Source organism: Sphingomonas alpina (assembly GCF_014490665.1).
In the GTDB taxonomy this organism is placed as follows: Bacteria; Pseudomonadota; Alphaproteobacteria; order Sphingomonadales; family Sphingomonadaceae; genus Sphingomonas; species Sphingomonas alpina.
The window spans coordinates 5,031,968-5,046,777 of the sequence record NZ_CP061038.1; the positions used below are offsets into that span (position 1 = coordinate 5,031,968).

Genomic DNA, 14,810 nt, shown 5'->3' on the forward strand with positions numbered 1-14,810 from the left:
TGTCTCCATCGTCGCCGCTCATCTCGTCGTCTTCTTTACGCACCACAATTCGAGCTTGAGCTGTGGCCAGTCACCCGCGACATGCAGGCCCAGTGCTGTGGCGGTGGCGAATTCCTGCCAGTCGGGCACGCCGCGATCGAGCTCGAAATAGACGAATCCGGGCAGGATGCGCAGCTGCGGCGGCGGGGTCGGGGTATGGCGCAGCGGAACGCCGGGCAGCGCCGAATCGACGATCTGCCGCATCTTCTGGACCGGCCCGATCTTGGCGACCGACGGAAACAATCCGCGGATTTCCTCTACCGGCGCGGCAGCAGCGACCGCGAGGTAGAAATAGCCGGTCTTGTAGAGCTGATGATCGGTGATCTTCGACACATAGGCGCCGGGACCCGCCAGCTCGAGCGGCAGCTGCAGGGCCGAGCGCTCGAACACAGCCGACAGCATCGACTGGAGCAGGTCGAACACCGGCTCGAAGCAGATTTGCGGATTTTCATGATCGTAGCGCGGCAGGGGCGGAGCCCGGCGCTCGGGCCGGATCAGCGTCGCCAGCTCACCCGCCATCGAAGTCAGCGCCTCGTACAATCGTTCGGGATGGACGGTCGGCAGGAACTGGAGATGTTCCAGCACCGGGATCCAGCGATTCAGCGCCTGCAGCAGCAGGAAGCTGGCAAAGGTATCCGATCCGCCATCGGTCGCCTCGACCGCGCGGATCGCCAATTCTCCGCTGCGTTGCTGCGCGCGACCGACGATATCCGCCAGGCCGCCGCCAAGCCGCGTCGCCGCCGCAATGTCGAGGGTTGGCGGAATATAGCGGTCGTCGAACATCAGCCCCTTGTTCTGGACCTCGCGAATGCGGGCCAGCCCAAGCGATACGCGGCCATAAGTCTGATCGCGGGTGATGCCATAGCGCAGATTCGGCCGGCCCAGGCCGATCGGCTCGCTGGTCCGGTCCTCCGAATAGGCGTCGGCGATCTCGGCTTCCGTCACCAGATAACGGGCATCCTGCGACCGGGTCTCGGTATCGCGGAACTGGACGCTGCCCAGCTGGCTTGCCGGCAAGGTGAGCGAGACGAGCGCATCGCGCGCGTCACCCGGGACATCCAGCGGTTCGGGCGGCGGAATATCGTCGGGAATGGCGAATGGGGTACCGTCGGGAAGCACGCCGGACGCGCGCTGGATGGCAAATTTGCCGATCGTCGCCAGATCTTCGTCGATCACCAGCTCGGTCAGGCCCCATGGCCAGGGCCGAATCGTATCGACCCGGGCACGGAGCTGCGCTTCGGTAAAACGGTCCTGAGCCTGAAAATGCTGCGGACGGAGGAACATGCCCTCGTGCCAGGCGACCCGGTTTTTTCCAGTCAATCGTCTTCCCCAGCGCAACTGGCGTTCGTGCGCTGAATCGCCCACGTACGCACGATCGGTTATTGCCGCAGAGCCAAGGCTGGGCAATAGCTTAATCGGTGACGGGAAGGGTTCTGTGAGCGAAACCGACGATCACGAGCCGTCACACGACCCGCGGTCCTGGAGTGCTGCGCCGGGGAAACGATCGCGCGGTGCGGACGCCGAATCGCCATCCTTCGATCCGCGTACCTGGATTGCGGCTCCCGCCGCCCCGTCCTCGGCAGCGCCGGCGTCATCCAGGACGGCGCGATCGGCCGTGCCGCCGGTTCGCGCTGTCCCTTCAGGTGGAGCCGGTGGGATGCGGTGGTACGCGGCGCCTGGATCGAGCGCTGCGATCCTGCTGCTGGGCGCGATCGCCGCCTGGTCGGCGCGCCCCGCCGGCCCCCAGCCGGCCGCCACGATATCCGCGCCGGGTCCGGGACCAATGGCTGCGCCGGACGGCAAGAGCAGTACGATCGTCGTGCCGGGCATTGTGGATCTGGCGCCGAACCTGCTTGCCGCCGGCTTCGCACGCGCTGATGCCGACGCCGTGGCGCGACGGACGGCGGCGGCGCTGGGTGTCAAATCGGGTGAAATAAGGGTTTCGTTCGACTATCGGACAACGCCAGACGGGCTTCATCTCGAGCAGCTGACGGCAACCAGGTCGGATGGCACCGGCATAACGCTGACCGCACGGAGCGATGGCAGCCTGGCAGAAACGCGGCAGGTAGCCCAGCTGTCGCGCAAGCTGCGCATCGTGCGCGGCGAACTCGACGCACAGAGCTTCTACAGCTCGGCGGTGGCGGCCGGCGTCAGCGACGCAATCGTCAGCGACTTTGCCAATGCTTTCCAGTTCGATTTCGATCTGCAGCGCGAAGTGGCGCCCGGCGACATCATCGAGGCCGGCTTCGAGCAGGGCTATAACAGCGCGGGCGAGGAAGTGGGCGCGCCGGTGCTGGTCTATGCCTCGCTGTCCACCGCCGCCAAGTCGCGCGCCCTGTACCGCTTCCGTGCGCCGGGCGAGGCGCAGGCGGAATGGTTCGACAGCAATGGCCGCAGCACCCGGCGCGCCCTGATGCGCACGCCGGTGGAGGCGGCGCGGATCAGCTCGGGCTTCGGCATGCGCGATCATCCGATCCTGGGATATGCCAAGATGCATCGCGGCACCGATTTCGCGGCGCCGACCGGCACGCCGATCTATGCCTCCGGCGATGCCACCGTCGTGTTTGCCGGGCCCAAGGGGGCGAACGGCAATTTCGTGAAGCTGCACCATGATAATGGCTGGGAAACATTATACCTGCACATGAACCGCATCCTGGCGGGGGTGGCGCCGGGCATGCGCGTCGTGCAGGGCCAGCAGATCGGCGAAGTCGGCACGACCGGCCGCTCCACCGGCCCGCATCTGCATTACGAGGTGCATATCGACGGCCAGCCGGTGAATCCGCTGTCGATCGATACCGGCACCGGACGCACGCTCTCCGGCAAGGCGCTGGCGGCTTTCCGCAGCGTGCGCAACGCCATCGACACGCAGCGCGCCGCTGCCGAATAGTCGGGCCGACGGCCCGGCCATTCGACGCTGGATTTTTACGCCAACAACAGGGGATTCGGCACGTCGGGTGGCCCAGCTATAAATTTCATGGATAGCAGAATGGGGTCTCCCATCGATATCGCTTATACCAGGAATTGATGTAGTACCAAGTAACACATTGTAATACTTGATGATCATGAGATTTATCGCGATCGACGGCCGGTTACGCCCGCTCGCGCGGAAATACGACACAAGGGGTGTCCCATATCTCTCGCCGCGCCCCCGCAGCCCTGTCGCCCGATATCGATTAGCCGACGTCATGCGCATCCGGATTTTGTACCGCCATGAGCTGGCGCAACGGACTGTCCTCCAGCCAGTTCATGATTTCGCCAAAGGTCTCGCGCCGCTCATCCTGGCCGAGCTTGAAGATCGCGCGTGCCGAGCGGACGGTGGCGCGGAAGGCGACGACATGGCGCGCGAGCTTTTCGTAGCGCGCGCCCATCTCGGCCTGCGTCCAGGGCGGGTCGCGTCCTTCCTCCATCGTCGCGATCAGTCGCACCAGCGCATCGTCATTCGCTTCGGGCACCAGCATGATCTCGGTTTCGAACTGCAGCGTCGCATAATTCCAGGTCGGCGCCCAGTCACGGTTGGAGAGGCCCTCGGGCGAGATATATCCCTGCGGTCCCTGAAACAGGATCAGCGCGCGAGGGTCTTGTTTCAGGCTGCGCAGCTGCGGATTGGCGCGCGCGAAATGGCCAAGCAGCGAAACGATATGTCCGTCCGTGTCGGTTTCCGCGAGCAGCGGCAGGGAGGTTGCGGTAGGCGAGCCGCTCCAGCCCGAAACGACAAAGGCAAGTGGGTGGTCGCGGATGAGTTGCGCGATGTCCTGGGGATGGAGAGGTTGATATCGGCCTGCCACGCTCTTTTGTGCCGCACCCGACGCTTTCGCTCTTGTCGAACAGGATCCGGTTCTTTGCAAATGACGCTCGGCAGCTGGGCAGGCGTCACCCGGCCTTGCGCCCGCAAAGAGTGATCAATGGCTCCGCAGCGCCTCGCGCGCGCCCTTGATCCGCATCCGCAACCCGTCCTGGGCGGTGCGGCGCATCTGGATCGGGGACATGCCGAAAGTGAATTTGAAGGCGCGGGTGAAGCTTGCCGGATGCTCATAGCCCGTCTCGAGCGTGATCTCGATCATCGATGCTTGTGAATCGCAGACCAGATCGAGCGCGAGTTCCATGCGCAATTTGTCGCGCACCCGGCCGACGGTATCGCCGTAAACGAGACGGAAGCCATGCTGCAGCCGTTGCCGTGTAAGCCCGACGGTCTCGGCAATTTCCCGGACATTGGGCGGTCGATCCAGGGTCTTGCGCAGCAAACGCCAGGCGGCCTTGATCTTCTCATGATCCGCCGCGGAGAAGCCGATATCGCCCTGTGCGTTTGTCTCTTCACGATCGGAGAGTGCAGTGAGAATGTGACAAGCGAATTCGCGCGCTTTGGCGGAGAGAAATGCGCGCCGTAGCCCGTTCTGGAACGGCTGCTCGAGGACCTGGCGGACGACGAGCACGGCACTTGGCGACAGCGCGACGTTGCGATGTGGCAGCGCGCTGCCGCGAACGATGAAGTCGGCGATACCGGCCGGGGGATCGGAGTCGTCGAGCTGCATCGTCCGGAAGAAATGCTTCCGGTCCAGGAACACGCTCCACCAGCGCAAATGGCGGCCGGATTCATAGTGCGTTTCCAGGCTGTCGCCCTGTTTCAGCCCATAGACGGTGCAGAAGCCGGTGGTCATCTCCGACGCAGTATCGTCCCCTTCGCTCAGTCTGATCGGGATCGAACCGTCGACCATCACGGTGAAGACCAGGCAGTCGGTCGACAGATGCCGGCGGATCGTTGTTGTCACTGGCACCATATCGGTGATCGCCACCGATATTCCGGCATCGAGCTGGTGAAATTCCCAGCCGCCCTGAGCGATATTGATATCATAGTCGTAGCGAAAGCCGGCCCCGGTGCTCAATGACCGCGACCAGCCGTCGGCGGTACGCGTGACGAGCGATGGCGCTTCGCTGTGCGCCTCGGCCTGATGAAGCATTTCGTCGAGGCTGCGCGTCGTCGGCAATTCTGGGCGCGAGTAAATCGGGTTGGGCATGCGCGGATTCCTCGATCCCATGGACGTTGCCTGGGCTGGACCATGATGCGGCAATGACATGCCGTCCTGTTCTCAAGCGAGTCAGGCTAGGCCGGTCCGCGCACGCTATTTAGCATATCGACTCCGATTCTTAGCAATGTGGTTTCTGCACCCATCGGCTAAGTGCACGCGCTTCGGCGCAAAGCTCCACTCTGCGATCCTCGACATGACGGCAGCGACCTTGTGAAATCACGGAGCTATCATGCGCGCACCCTATCTTCTCTTTCTCGGCGACACGGTCCTTCAGGGTACGGACAAAACCGCCGCCGGGCTCGCGCAATGGCGCCCCGAACTCTGTCTCGGCCAGTTCAGGCTGCCCGGCTGTGCCGCCGATGTCGGCTTGCCCGATATGGATCCGGTCGAGGCGGTGGCGCGGGGCGCGCAGACGATGATCGTGGGCGTGGTGAATGTCGGCGGATTCATGCCGGAGAACTGGCAGGCGTCGATCATTGCCGCGCTCGAGGCCGGCCTCGACGTGGGGGCCGGGCTGCATCAGCGCCTCGGCGATATCCCGGCGATCCGCGCGGCGGCCGACCGGCTGGGCCGGACCATTCACGACGTGAGGCAGCCGACCCGCGGTTTTTCGGTGGGCAATGGGGCCAAACGCAACGGAAAGCGGTTGCTGACCGTCGGCATCGACTGCGTGGTCGGGAAGAAATACACTGCCCTGGCAATCGAGCGCGAGATGCGCGCACGCGGGCATGATGCCGATTTCCGGGCGACTGGCCAGACCGGGCTGATGATCGCCGGGCGGGGCGTGGTGATCGATGCGGTAATCGCCGATTTCATCGCGGGCGCGGCGGAATGGCTCTCGCCCGATGCCGCGGCTGATCATTGGGATATCGTCGAAGGGCAGGGCGCACTTGGCCATCCTGCCTATGCCGGCGTCACGCTGGGCCTGATCCATGGCTCGCAGCCCGACGCGCTGGTGCTGTGCCACGAACCGATCCGCACGCATTTGCTCGGGCTGGATTATGTCATCCCGCCGCTTGCCGACTGCATCGCGATGAACGTTGCGGCCGCACGGCTGACCAATCCCGCCGCGAAGATGGTCGCGGTCAGCATCAACACGTCGCGCATGTCGCCGGATGAAGCGGACGCAGCGCGCACCCGGATCGAGGCGGAAATTGGCCTGCCGTGCTGCGATCCACTGCGGCACGGTGCCGGACCGATCGTCGATGCGCTGGATCTTCCGAAAAGCTGAGCGACGGGTGAGGGGAGCGGTGGGATCAGCCGCTGCCCCAGACCTGATCGGGGCAATGAACCTTGCCGTCGCTGTAAAAGAGCGCGGGTTCACGATCGCCTCTGAGCAAAGTGGGCCCGTCCAGGTCGACATGATCGCAGCGCTGCGCAACCAGCCAGGCGGGCGCATGCGACCAGCTGGTCCCCAGCATATTGCCGATCATCACTTGGAAGCCGAGTGCGCGCGCCGCGCGTTCCATCGCCAGCGCGTGAGTCAGGCCGCCGCATTTGTCGAGCTTGATGTTGATGATGTCGAACAGGCCGACCAGCCGCTCAAGGTCGACAATCTCCTGAACGCTTTCGTCGGCCGCAACCGGGATTGGCAAATCGAGCAGCGCCATCTGTGCCTCCTGGCCCAGGGCTAGCGGTTGTTCGAGCAACGCAACGCCGCATTCGACCAGCACGGGCACCAGCTCGGTGCAGCTTGCCACGGTCAGCCCGCGATTGGCGTCGACGCCGAGCCAGACCTCGGGCCGTGCCGCCCGTACGGCGCGCAGCCGCTCCGCATCGCCGCCATCGCCGGAAAATTTGAGCTTGAGCCGCCGCGCCTGGGACAATTCGGTCGCGCGCAGCGCCATGGTCTCCGGCGTATCGACGCCGATGGTGAACACCGTTTCGACCGGCCGGGGCGGCTCGAGTCCGGCCAGGCTCCACACCGGCCGGCCGGCAAGACGCGCTTCCAGCTCCCACATCGCACAGTCCAGCGCGTTGCGCGCGCCGCACGCCGGCAAAAGAATATTGAGCTCTTCACGGTCCATGCCGCGCTCCAATGCGGGCAGGATCGCTTCGATCTGCGGGATCATCGTCGGCGGAAGATCGTTGCGATACCCGACGCCGGCTGCCTCGCCGCGTCCGGTCCGGCCGTCCCGGCTCAACTCAACGACAAGGAAGTCGATCGCCGTGATCTCGAGGCCGGAGATCCGGAAGGGATGAACGGTCTGCCATGGCTCGATCGACAGCTTGACCTGCATCAGTGCATCTCCTCGCTGAACGCGAGAGTGCCGGCGATCGACTGTGCCGGCCAGCGATCGGCCCAGGGCACCGCCTGTTCAAGCTCGAATCCGAGCTGGAGGAGCAGCGTTTCCTCGCCCCGTGAAGCGGCGAACATGCTGCCGATCGGCACCCCGTCACTGCCCAGGTAGAGCGGCAGCGAGATCGCCGGATTGCCGGTGAGATTGTGCAGTTGAGTGTAGGAGACATAGTCGAACATCAGCTGCATCATGTGATCGAACGGGCGCGTCGGCGCGAGGTCGCCGATCTTCAGTGCCGGGCGGCGCAGCACAGGCGAGAGAATGAGATCGAATTGGGTGAAGAAGGCATCGAGCTGTGCCGTCGCGTGCGCGGCGTCCCGGAACAGCGCATCGACATCGCCGGCTTCCACCCCGGCACCCCAGTCCGCCAGCGACAAGGTCCATGGCTCCAGCATCGCTTCGGCCGCCTGCTGGCCGAGCCGATTGACCGTGCTGCCGACCGCGTCACGCGAGAGATAGGCCCAGACCGTCCGAAAAGCGGCGGCAACCGCGGCGCCGTCTACCGGGAGCGGCACGGCCTCGACATGATGACCGAGCGATGCGCACAGATCGGCAGTGCGCGTGATTGCCTGTGCGACCTCTGTTTCGGGATGCGCGCCGTCGAGATTTTCTAGGATCACAGCAATGCGGAGCTTCCGCCCGGGCGGCACGCATGCCGGCGCCGATGTGCCGGCGGCGATTGCGGTGGCCCAGGCCACGTCACGCACCGAGCGCGACAACAAGGTGTCGGCGACCAGCCAGTCCTCGATCACATGCGGCGCGCGGGCGCGCAGATTGGCGCCGCGTCCTGGCTTCAGTCCGACCAGTCCGCAGCAGGAAGCAGGGATGCGGATCGACCCGCCGCCATCCGCCGCGTGTGCCAGCGGCACCATGCCCGAAGCGACGGCGGCGGCCGCGCCGCCGCTCGATCCGCCAGGTGAGCGGTCGAGCGCCCAGGGATTGCGGGTCGCGCCGTAAAGCAGGGGCTCGGTGGTCGGCAGCAGCCCGAATTCCGGAGCATTGGTCTTGCCGACCGCGACCAGTCCGGTCGCGTCGAAAGCCGATGTGAAGGGAAAGATGACCTCGCCCGGAGCGGCATCGCGAAACGATCGCGATCCGCTGCGGTTGGGCAGGCCGGGATAGTCGAGACTTTCCTTGAGCAGCCAGGGCACGCCGGCCATCGGCCCGGTGGCGGTTTCGGCACGCGCCAGGGCCGCTTCATGGTCCCTGACGGTCAGTATGTTGAGCATGCCGTCCAGCTGCTCGATCCGCGTGATCGCGGCACCGGTCAGTTCGCGCGCCGATACCTCGCCGCGCGCCACCAGCGCTGCCTGGTCGTGAGCGTCGAGCCGGCCGATTGCAAAGGCCTGGTCTCGATCAAGTAGCGGCATCATGGTTCTCCGTGTCCGGGCCTGAGGAGCCGCCAGAGACCGATGGTCAGCAGCGGCGTGATGAAAACCGCGAGGAAATAGAGCGCGCTGTAGCGGTATCCCGTGCCGATCAGATCGACGAGGCCGATCGCCGTGGCGGCATAGACGGCGACCAGGATCAATATGATCGCGACCGCTGGGCGCACCAGCGGCGGCAGCGGCCGGTCGCGCTCGAGGGCGGCGCGCGCCAGACGCTCGTTGAAGCCGTGGAGCAGCCCCACCCCGGTCTTGATCAGCGCGCCGAGCACGACCAGTTGAATGGCCACGGTAATCGCCGGTGTGCCGAGCCGATCGAGGACCGTCGAGATCGGCAGCGGCGCATGCAGGATCGCCGGGTAGAAGGCGGACAATGTCAGCAGGAAAGCAAATCCGGGCAGCAGCACCAGCGGCCCCGTGATCGCGCCGGCGACCAGCGCCTCGCGCCGCGTCGCGAAGTTGCGCGCGACGAAGATCAGGACCGGGACCAGCGGCACATTATAGCCGGCATAGCTGAGCGCGTTCCACAAGGTCGCGCCCGGGCGCAGCGGTTCCGACGCGATCGCCGTGCCCATTGCCGGGCCGAAGCGCGCGAGAACGAGGAAGAACAGCGCGCCATAGGTGAGGTAGAAGATGATCGACCAGGCCGATATCACCCGCTCGACCATCCGGTTTCCGAAGAAGACCAGCATCGCCACCGCGAGCATGAACAGGACGCCGCCGATGACCGGCGGCAGGCCGCACAGCCTGTGCAGCAACTCGCTGGACGCCGCCGATACGATCGCCAGCACGAGGGTCAGCGTGGCGAGATAGCCAAGCTCGAACAGCCAGCGCCAGCGCCCGAGCAGGAGACGCATGAAGCTGTTATAGTCGTGCGCCTGGAATCGGCGGGCGAGTTCGAATGCAATCATTGCGCTGACGCTGAACATCAGCGCAGTCAGCGCCATGCCGGCGAGCCCCGAGGCAGGACCCATTGCCAGGAAGAATTCGACGAGTTCGCGTCCCGTGGCATAGCCCCCGCCCACGAGCACCGCTTGGATGACGAGTCCCGGTACGACGAGACGCCGCAGTTGCGCGATCATGCAATCCCTTCCCGTGGAGCTCCCGTCGAGTCGCTTTGCAGGATTGATCCGTGCGCGGCTTTGCAATTAGGCTACGCCAGTTGACGCGGCATGGTCGATCCATGCGCCTTTGCGATGCCGAACTGGCGACATCGGATGATAGTTTTTTCCACCCATTCAATTTTTGTTGGAAAAACTAACATAATTCCTGTCATCGTCTTTCCCGCTCATGATGCGAAGGAGACGGAATGTCGAAAGAAGCTGAGCAGGCCGTTGCGGTGGCACCGCTCCTCAAGCGACTCGAAGCGGAGCTCGATGGCTACACGACGGTGGAACGAGCGATCGCCAGTCACATCCTGTCCAACAGCGCAACCTTGGGATTCGAGACGGCGGAGTCGCTTGCCGAAAAGGTCGGCGTCAGCGCGATCTCGGTTGGGCGTTTCTCCCGCCTGCTTGGCTACAAGCATTTCAAGGCGCTGAAGAACGACCTCAAGGACGGACTGGTCGAGCGCTTGCCCTGGCTCGCCGGGCAGGAACTCGCGCAATTCGTCGAGGCGCCCGGCGAACCTAGCGAACTCGACGGCAGCCTGGAGAGCGAGGTCAATGCGCTGATGGCGGTATACCGCCTGGCCGCGACGCCGGGCTGGGGTGATATCGTGACGTTGCTCGCGCAGTCGCGGGTCGTGCACGTCGCCGGGTTCCAGACCGAGCGCGGCATCGCCACCCTGCTTGCCAACCATCTGCAATTCATGCGCGACGGGGTGCGACTGGTCGATACCGCAGCCGGCAATTATGCCGATGTGTTCGCCAGCGATGTCGGGGATGCCTGCCTCGTCGTGCTCGATATTCGGCGCTATTCGCGCCAGTCCTATCTTATCTCCGAACAGGCCAGCCAGGAGGGCATTCCGCTCATCGTGCTGACCGATACATTCTGCGACTGGGCGCACAAATTCACCCCGCATGTGGTGGCGGTGCCGACCCAGACCGGCATGTTCTGGAGCTCGCCCGTGGCTTTGGTCTGCGCCGTCAACCTCATGGTCAACGGCGTCATCAAGCTGATCGGTGCCGGCGTCGAGCAGCGGCTCGACAAGCTGTCCCGCCTTCATCAGACCTTCACCGGCTATGTCGGTCACCCGCCCCCGGGAAGCGAATGCCCTGACAGTCCGATTGCCGGTCAATGTCCGCTATGTTAGTTTTCCAAATAAACTAACAATTGACAGAAATATATCATTGCTTGTTTATCCGCCCTGCCCGGCGTGAGACCGGGAGCGGGGCGGCCACAGGTCTCTTCCGCATTTTCGGTCACGAAAGACGGGGAGTGGCGCGATGACGACGTTGGGACAAGGCAATGGTTCGGGACGGCAAAGGGGTGCCGTTCGGCTGAAACAGCTGCTTGCGGCGAGTGGAATGGCGGCCCAGATCGCGCTTTGTGCGGGGGTTGCGCGGGCACAGGACAGCGGCACGCCGGCTGCGGCAAGCGAGCAGCCCGCAACCGAGACGCGCGACGATATCGTGGTGAGCGGCTATCGCTATCTGAGCGAAGATACGAGCGGGACCACGGGACTCCCGCTCCCGATCGAGGAAGTACCGCAGGCGATCAGCCTGGTCAGCCAGGATTTCCTCAACGCGGCCGACCTCAAGACCTTGGGAGAGGTCGCGCAATATTCGCCGGGCGCGCTGTTCGCGGGCAATCAGGAAGGGTTCGGCTCGATCGTGAAGCTGCGTGGCTTCGCGGCGGGCTATGCGTTCGACGGGCTGACCATCGGCTCGCTCAATTATGAGCCCGACAACGCCACCGTCGAACGGATGGAGATCGTCAAGGGCCCGGCGTCAGTGGTCTATGGCGCGGCCAGCCCCGGCGGCATCATCAACCTGGTGTCGAAACAGGCCAAGGCCAACACGCCGAATTATGTCGAGCTGCTTGGCGGCTCATGGAAACGCTGGCGGCTGGAAGGGCAGGTTGCGGGCGCGCTCAATGCATCAGGCTCGGTGCGCGCGATCGGCATTGCCGCGCATGAAGAAGCCGGCAGCTTCATGAAGAACGTCAATTCCAGCAAGACCGTACTCTATGGCGGCGTGGACGCCGATATCGCCGACGGCCTTACCGGCTATGTCCATGGCGGCTACGAACATTATCGCCGCACCGCGTTCGACGGAATCCCAACTCTGGCGGACGGGTCTGCCGCACCGGTCGACCGGTCCTTCTTCATCGGCGCGAAAGACTTCGAACTCGTCACCGACGTGAAGCGCGTCAATGCCGGGCTTGACTGGAAAGTGTCGTCGCTCTGGTCGATCAGCCTCAAGGCCAATTATCAGCGCACCGGCACCCATGGTCCGGCGCCGTACGCCTATGATCTCCAGGCCAATGGCGATTTTTCCTTCCAGATCCAGAATGTCCTGAAGGACGACAAGCAGGATTTCAGCATCGGCGCCTCGACCATCTACAAGCTCGACGCGCTCGGCATGTCCGACAGCTTCCTCTCCGGCTCGGCGATCTATCAGAGCACTGACTCGATGGTGCACCAGAGCCTGCCGCTGATCGACGGCAGCGGGACAGGGCACGCCAATATCTTCGACGGCGTGGAGGCGATCGACGCGATCATCAGCTCGGCGGTATTTCCGGGCGATATTTTCCTAGACCGGCGCCGGCGCAAATTCGTCACCTTGTCCGGTCAGGCGGTGCTGAAAGTGGCGGGACCGCTGACACTGCTCGGCGGCCTGTCCTATTCCAAGCCCGACATCTCCACCCGGTCGGACGACGGTCCGTGGCAAGACTTTAGCGGCGACGGCCAGATGAGCTACCGCGCCGCGGCGACAGTTGAGCCGATCGCCGGACTGAACGTCTATCTTTCCTACAGCGAATCCTTCCAGCCGCAGTTGACCATCGACATCAACGACAATGTCCTGCCGCCGCTCAGCGGCAAGCAATATGAACTGGGCGCCAAATATGCCTCGCCCGACCGGCGCATCCTGCTCACCGGTGCGCTGTTCGATCTGCGCCAGGCGAATCAGGGCGTCTATGACCAGCAGGGCCCGGACGGCTTCGACCGTTACCGGGCGCTTGGCGAAGTGCGCTATCGCGGCATGGAATTCGAAGCGATCGGCCGCGTGACCAAGGCGTGGCAGGTCAATGCCGGCCTTGCCATTCTCGACCCGAAGATCAGCAAGGATGGTGACCCGACGATGGTCGGCAAGACCGTCACCTTCCTGCCCAAGACCACTGCCAGCCTCTATACCAGCTATGATTTCGCGGGCGGCGTGTTCGCCGGCGCCGGCGTCCGCTATGTCGGCTCGGTCAAGACGGCGAGTGACAATGCGACCCGCGATCTGCCCGGCTATACGCTGATAGATGGCTCGCTCGGCTATAATCTCGACCGCTGGCGGCTACAGCTCAACGTCAAGAACATCTTCGACAAGCATTATTACATCAACAACTACCAGACCCTGTTCTACGGCAATATCGTCGGTGAGCCGCGCAGCGTGACCCTCTCGCTACGGGCAGTATTCTGATGCGCCGCCTGCGCTTCCGCAAGTTGATGCTCGTCTCGGTCCTGCTTGCCGCGCCGGTGGGCGCGCAATCGGCGCCGATCCACGATCTGGTCTATCTCGGCGTCCGGGCGATCGACCCGGAAACCGGCCTCGACGCGGTCCGCAACATCGCGGTCGATGGCGACAAGATCGTCGCGGTCACCGAGGCGCCGCTCCAGGGACGCCGCATGATCGACGCGCGCGGCTTGATCGCCGCACCGGGCTTTATCGACCTGCATTCCCACGCCACCAATTTCGAGACCGCGACCTATGAAGCGAAGGACGGCGTCACCACCCGGCTCGAGCTCGAGATCGGTGTCTATCCGGTCAAGCCCTGGTATGCGGCGCAGCAGGGTAAAGCGCTGATCAATTATGGTGCCAGTGTCGGGCATAATGCCGCGCGCTATTTCCTGCAGAAAGGCGGCGACGCGGCAGCGCTGAAGGCGGCGCAGAATCCGGACGCGATCTTCAGCGCAGCGGAGATCAACCAGCCAATCCCTGATGACGCCTATGCCAGACTGCCATCGCTGATCGAGGCGGGGCTGCGCGACGGCGCCGTCGGCATCGGCAGCGGCACGCAATATGCGCCGGGCATCACGCACAAGGAAATGCTCGACGTCACCCGCGTCGCCGGGAAGATGCGCACCTGCGTCTTCACCCATGTCCGCTATGGCAGCCTTGTCGAACCGGACAGCACGTTGGAATCGGTCCAGGAAAGCATCGCCAACGCGGCGATCACCACTGCCTGTGTCCATATCGTCCATATCAACAGTATGGCGATGTCGGACGCGCCGCTGATGGTGCAACTGATGCGCGGCGCGCGCGACCGCGGGATCGATGTCTCGACTGAGGCCTATCCCTGGGATGGTTCGGTCGATGCGATCCGCAGCGTGATCTTCGATCCCGGATGGGAGAAACGCTGGGGTGTGAGCGTCGGCGACCTCCAGTCGCGCAGCACCGGCAAGCGCCTGACTCAGGCGGAATTCGACGCGCTGCGCTCCGGCACCGGCGACGATGGCGTGATCATGCACATGAACACAGAGGCGACGCTCACCGCACTATTGCGCGATCCGCTGGTGTTGGTGGCGAGCGATGCCGGCAATATCGAAGGGCCGAACAGCCATCCCCGCTCGGCTGGCACCTTCGCACGGGTGCTCGGCCATTATGTCCGCGAGACGCAGGTGTTGAGCTGGAGCGAGGCGATCCGCAAAATGTCGCTGATGCCGGCGCAGCGGCTGGAAGCGTTCGTGCCGTCGATGCGGCGCAAGGGTCGGCTGCAGGCCGGTGCCGATGCGGATATCGTGGTGTTCGACCCGAAGACGGTCGGTGCCAAAGCGACCTATGGTGATGCCAAGCGCTACTCGGACGGCTTCCAATACGTCATGGTCAACGGTGCACTGGTGGTCGATCGCGGTGCGCTTGTCCCTGATGTGCGACCAGGTCGCCCGGTCTATTCGATGTTCGGAAGATGAC

The 14,810-nt window shown here is 64.2% G+C and carries 12 protein-coding genes; 5 read left to right on the forward strand and 7 right to left on the reverse strand.

All coding sequences use genetic code 11. From position 1 onward, the window contains the following. Window positions 1-18 precede the first annotated feature (18 nt). Window positions 19-1,323 carry a type VI secretion system baseplate subunit TssK gene (gene tssK, locus H3Z74_RS23605; protein WP_229726772.1) on the reverse strand — a complete coding sequence of 435 codons (1,305 nt, stop codon included), beginning with the start codon at window positions 1,321-1,323 and terminating at the stop codon, window positions 19-21. A 168-nt stretch (window positions 1,324-1,491) separates the two neighbouring features. Then, window positions 1,492-1,797, reverse strand: coding sequence for a hypothetical protein (locus tag H3Z74_RS24575; RefSeq protein ID WP_229726773.1), 306 nt, complete (start codon window positions 1,795-1,797; stop codon window positions 1,492-1,494). A 25-nt stretch (window positions 1,798-1,822) separates the two neighbouring features. Here H3Z74_RS24575 and H3Z74_RS23610 point away from each other — a divergent pair, with 25 nt between their 5' ends. Then, window positions 1,823-2,926, forward strand: a complete 1,104-nt coding sequence (locus H3Z74_RS23610; protein WP_229726774.1) for a M23 family metallopeptidase — start codon at window positions 1,823-1,825, stop codon at window positions 2,924-2,926. Between the two features lie 286 nt (window positions 2,927-3,212). On the opposite strand, the gene H3Z74_RS23615 is transcribed toward H3Z74_RS23610, so the two are convergent. Together H3Z74_RS23615 and H3Z74_RS23620 are read right to left on the reverse strand one after the other, a co-directional pair. Then, complete coding sequence (locus H3Z74_RS23615; RefSeq protein ID WP_187761888.1) at window positions 3,213-3,824, reverse strand: FMN-binding negative transcriptional regulator; 612 nt, start codon at window positions 3,822-3,824, stop codon at window positions 3,213-3,215. 114 nt (window positions 3,825-3,938) lie between these two features. Then, the gene (locus tag H3Z74_RS23620) at window positions 3,939-5,051 is read right to left on the reverse strand and encodes a helix-turn-helix domain-containing protein (protein WP_187761889.1); all 1,113 of its coding nucleotides are present in this window, start codon (window positions 5,049-5,051) and stop codon (window positions 3,939-3,941) included. A 241-nt stretch (window positions 5,052-5,292) separates the two neighbouring features. On the opposite strand from H3Z74_RS23620, the gene dgcN reads away from it, so the two are divergent. Further along, the gene (gene dgcN, locus H3Z74_RS23625; RefSeq protein WP_187761890.1) at window positions 5,293-6,294 is read left to right on the forward strand and encodes an N-acetyltransferase DgcN; all 1,002 of its coding nucleotides are present in this window, start codon (window positions 5,293-5,295) and stop codon (window positions 6,292-6,294) included. Window positions 6,295-6,319: 25 nt separating this feature from the next. Here dgcN and H3Z74_RS23630 read toward each other — a convergent pair whose 3' ends face one another. Genes H3Z74_RS23630 through H3Z74_RS23640 form a run of 3 tightly spaced genes read right to left on the reverse strand, consistent with a single transcriptional unit; the run spans window position 6,320 to window position 9,830 of the window. After that, complete coding sequence (locus H3Z74_RS23630) at window positions 6,320-7,303, reverse strand: dipeptide epimerase (protein ID WP_187761891.1); 984 nt, start codon at window positions 7,301-7,303, stop codon at window positions 6,320-6,322. Further along, window positions 7,303-8,733, reverse strand: coding sequence for an amidase family protein (locus H3Z74_RS23635; protein WP_187761892.1), 1,431 nt, complete (start codon window positions 8,731-8,733; stop codon window positions 7,303-7,305). Before H3Z74_RS23635 ends, H3Z74_RS23630 begins: the two co-directional genes overlap by 1 nt. Continuing rightward, entirely contained in the window at window positions 8,733-9,830 is a 1,098-nt protein-coding gene (locus H3Z74_RS23640) for a YkvI family membrane protein (protein ID WP_187761893.1), read from the reverse strand. Before H3Z74_RS23640 ends, H3Z74_RS23635 begins: the two co-directional genes overlap by 1 nt. A gap of 227 nt (window positions 9,831-10,057) precedes the next feature. On the opposite strand from H3Z74_RS23640, the gene H3Z74_RS23645 reads away from it, so the two are divergent. The 3 genes from H3Z74_RS23645 (at window position 10,058) to H3Z74_RS23655 (ending at window position 14,809) form a co-directional block, all read left to right on the forward strand. Next, a complete protein-coding gene (locus tag H3Z74_RS23645; RefSeq protein WP_187761894.1) occupies window positions 10,058-11,002 on the forward strand; it encodes a MurR/RpiR family transcriptional regulator in 945 nt (314 codons plus the stop codon). A gap of 133 nt (window positions 11,003-11,135) precedes the next feature. Continuing rightward, on the forward strand, window positions 11,136-13,319 hold the full coding sequence (locus H3Z74_RS23650) for a TonB-dependent siderophore receptor (protein WP_187761895.1): 2,184 nt from the start codon (window positions 11,136-11,138) through the stop codon (window positions 13,317-13,319). Further along, on the forward strand, window positions 13,319-14,809 hold the full coding sequence (locus H3Z74_RS23655) for an amidohydrolase family protein (protein WP_229726775.1): 1,491 nt from the start codon (window positions 13,319-13,321) through the stop codon (window positions 14,807-14,809). Before H3Z74_RS23650 ends, H3Z74_RS23655 begins: the two co-directional genes overlap by 1 nt. Window position 14,810 lies beyond the last annotated feature (1 nt).

Bases quoted from the DNA above. Each gene is read 5' to 3' on its own strand.
- H3Z74_RS23610 (WP_229726774.1), top strand. From the start codon at position 1,823: ATGGCTGCGCCGGACGGCAAGAGCAGTACGATCGTCGTGCCGGGCATT.
- dgcN (WP_187761890.1), top strand. From the start codon at position 5,293: ATGCGCGCACCCTATCTTCTCTTTCTCGGCGACACGGTCCTTCAGGGT.
- H3Z74_RS23630 (WP_187761891.1), bottom strand. From the start codon at position 7,303: ATGCAGGTCAAGCTGTCGATCGAGCCATGGCAGACCGTTCATCCCTTC.
- H3Z74_RS23620 (WP_187761889.1), bottom strand. From the start codon at position 5,051: ATGCCCAACCCGATTTACTCGCGCCCAGAATTGCCGACGACGCGCAGC.
- H3Z74_RS23640 (WP_187761893.1), bottom strand. From the start codon at position 9,830: ATGATCGCGCAACTGCGGCGTCTCGTCGTACCGGGACTCGTCATCCAA.
- H3Z74_RS23645 (WP_187761894.1), top strand. From the start codon at position 10,058: ATGTCGAAAGAAGCTGAGCAGGCCGTTGCGGTGGCACCGCTCCTCAAG.
- H3Z74_RS23650 (WP_187761895.1), top strand. From the start codon at position 11,136: ATGACGACGTTGGGACAAGGCAATGGTTCGGGACGGCAAAGGGGTGCC.
- H3Z74_RS23655 (WP_229726775.1), top strand. From the start codon at position 13,319: ATGCGCCGCCTGCGCTTCCGCAAGTTGATGCTCGTCTCGGTCCTGCTT.
- H3Z74_RS23635 (WP_187761892.1), bottom strand. From the start codon at position 8,733: ATGCCGCTACTTGATCGAGACCAGGCCTTTGCAATCGGCCGGCTCGAC.
- tssK (WP_229726772.1), bottom strand. From the start codon at position 1,323: ATGTTCCTCCGTCCGCAGCATTTTCAGGCTCAGGACCGTTTTACCGAA.